We start from the raw sequence: 3,290 nt of genomic DNA, 5'->3' as shown, positions 1-3,290 counted from the left end.
CTTCGAATATTGATTTCTGAACTTTTTCAGAATCGTTCTTTAAAAATTTGGGTATGTGATAGAAAGATAGACTGGGCCACACTTTCACTGGTGTGTGTTCAGGCTAAGGTAAAATTTGTGAGTGACTCTTAAGAGTTTTGCGAATTTTCGGCGAATGTCGTCTTCACAGTATAACCAGATTGCTTGGGGTTATATGGTCAAGTGAAGAAGCGCATACGGTGGATGCCTTGGCAGTCAGAGGCGATGAAAGACGTGGTAGCCTGCGATAAGCTTCGGGGAGTCGGCAAACAGACTTTGATCCGGAGATCTCTGAATGGGGGAACCCACTCAGCATAAGCTGAGTATCTTGTACTGAATACATAGGTGCAAGAGGCGAACCAGGGGAACTGAAACATCTAAGTACCCTGAGGAAAAGAAATCAACCGAGATTCCCTTAGTAGTGGCGAGCGAACGGGGACTAGCCCTTAAGTGGCTTTGAGATTAGCGGAACGCTCTGGAAAGTGCGGCCATAGTGGGTGATAGCCCTGTACGCGAAAATCTCTTAGTCATGAAATCGAGTAGGACGGAGCACGAGAAACTTTGTCTGAATATGGGGGGACCATCCTCCAAGGCTAAATACTACTGACTGACCGATAGTGAACCAGTACCGTGAGGGAAAGGCGAAAAGAACCCCGGAGAGGGGAGTGAAATAGATCCTGAAACCGTATGCGTACAAGCAGTGGGAGCCTACTTGTTAGGTGACTGCGTACCTTTTGTATAATGGGTCAGCGACTTATATTCAGTGGCGAGCTTAACCGAATAGGGGAGGCGTAGCGAAAGCGAGTCTTAATAGGGCGTTTAGTCGCTGGGTATAGACCCGAAACCGGGCGATCTATCCATGGGCAGGTTGAAGGTTAGGTAACACTGACTGGAGGACCGAACCGACTACCGTTGAAAAGTTAGCGGATGACCTGTGGATCGGAGTGAAAGGCTAATCAAGCTCGGAGATAGCTGGTTCTCCTCGAAAGCTATTTAGGTAGCGCCTCATGTATCACTGTAGGGGGTAGAGCACTGTTTCGGCTAGGGGGTCATCCCGACTTACCAAACCGATGCAAACTCCGAATACCTACAAGTGCCGAGCATGGGAGACACACGGCGGGTGCTAACGTCCGTCGTGAAAAGGGAAACAACCCAGACCGTCAGCTAAGGTCCCAAAGTCATGGTTAAGTGGGAAACGATGTGGGAAGGCTTAGACAGCTAGGAGGTTGGCTTAGAAGCAGCCACCCTTTAAAGAAAGCGTAATAGCTCACTAGTCGAGTCGGCCTGCGCGGAAGATGTAACGGGGCTCAAACCATGCACCGAAGCTACGGGTATCACTTAGGTGATGCGGTAGAGGAGCGTTCTGTAAGCCTGTGAAGGTGAGTTGAGAAGCTTGCTGGAGGTATCAGAAGTGCGAATGCTGACATGAGTAACGACAATGGGAGTGAAAAACTCCCACGCCGAAAGACCAAGGTTTCCTGCGCAACGTTAATCGACGCAGGGTTAGTCGGTCCCTAAGGCGAGGCTGAAAAGCGTAGTCGATGGAAAACAGGTTAATATTCCTGTACTTCTAGTTATTGCGATGGAGGGACGGAGAAGGCTAGGCCAGCTTGGCGTTGGTTGTCCAAGTTTAAGGTGGTAGGCTGAGATCTTAGGTAAATCCGGGATCTTAAGGCCGAGAGCTGATGACGAGTTGCCTTTAGGCGACGAAGTGGTTGATGCCATGCTTCCAAGAAAAGCTTCTAAGCTTCAGATAACTAGGAACCGTACCCCAAACCGACACAGGTGGTTGGGTAGAGAATACCAAGGCGCTTGAGAGAACTCGGGTGAAGGAACTAGGCAAAATGGCACCGTAACTTCGGGAGAAGGTGCGCCGGTGAGGGTGAAGGACTTGCTCCGTAAGCTCATGCCGGTCGAAGATACCAGGCCGCTGCGACTGTTTATTAAAAACACAGCACTCTGCAAACACGAAAGTGGACGTATAGGGTGTGACGCCTGCCCGGTGCCGGAAGGTTAATTGATGGGGTTAGCTAACGCGAAGCTCTTGATCGAAGCCCCGGTAAACGGCGGCCGTAACTATAACGGTCCTAAGGTAGCGAAATTCCTTGTCGGGTAAGTTCCGACCTGCACGAATGGCGTAACGATGGCGGCGCTGTCTCCACCCGAGACTCAGTGAAATTGAAATCGCTGTGAAGATGCAGTGTATCCGCGGCTAGACGGAAAGACCCCGTGAACCTTTACTATAGCTTTGCACTGGACTTTGAATTTGCTTGTGTAGGATAGGTGGGAGGCTTTGAAGCGTGGACGCCAGTTCGCGTGGAGCCATCCTTGAAATACCACCCTGGCAACTTTGAGGTTCTAACTCAGGTCCGTTATCCGGATCGAGGACAGTGTATGGTGGGTAGTTTGACTGGGGCGGTCTCCTCCTAAAGAGTAACGGAGGAGTACGAAGGTGCGCTCAGACCGGTCGGAAATCGGTCGTAGAGTATAAAGGCAAAAGCGCGCTTGACTGCGAGACAGACACGTCGAGCAGGTACGAAAGTAGGTCTTAGTGATCCGGTGGTTCTGTATGGAAGGGCCATCGCTCAACGGATAAAAGGTACTCCGGGGATAACAGGCTGATACCGCCCAAGAGTTCATATCGACGGCGGTGTTTGGCACCTCGATGTCGGCTCATCACATCCTGGGGCTGAAGCCGGTCCCAAGGGTATGGCTGTTCGCCATTTAAAGTGGTACGCGAGCTGGGTTTAGAACGTCGTGAGACAGTTCGGTCCCTATCTGCCGTGGACGTTTGAGATTTGAGAGGGGCTGCTCCTAGTACGAGAGGACCGGAGTGGACGAACCTCTGGTGTTCCGGTTGTCACGCCAGTGGCATTGCCGGGTAGCTATGTTCGGGAGAGATAACCGCTGAAAGCATCTAAGCGGGAAACTTGCCTCAAGATGAGATCTCACTGGAGCCTTGAGCTCCCTGAAGGGCCGTCGAAGACTACGACGTTGATAGGTTGGGTGTGTAAGCGCTGTGAGGCGTTGAGCTAACCAATACTAATTGCCCGTGAGGCTTGACCATATAACACCCAAGCAATTTGAGCGAAAGCCAGATTGCGGTGTTGTGAAGACGAAACGAACCGAAAGTTTGCGACTCACAATCATCACATACCCAATTCGCTGGAGTGTCTTAAACAAGACCTTCTGGCAACAGAATTTCTTGACGACCATAGAGCATTGGAACCACCTGATCCCATCCCGAACTCAGCAGTGAAACGATGCATCGC

General features: G+C 51.0%; 2 rRNA genes. Both read left to right on the top strand.

Going from position 1 to position 3,290, the window contains the following annotated elements:
- Positions 1 to 195 precede the first annotated feature (195 nt).
- Positions 196 to 3,085 (top strand): 23S ribosomal RNA (locus AC07OF_RS25745).
- Positions 3,086 to 3,222: 137 nt separating this feature from the next.
- Positions 3,223 to 3,290: ribosomal RNA gene (gene rrf / locus AC07OF_RS25740) — 5S ribosomal RNA — on the top strand; the annotation flags it as partial.

Source organism: Pseudomonas sp. GW821-FHT10B02 (assembly GCF_059415665.1).
This window is presented reverse-complemented; position numbering and strand designations above follow the sequence as displayed.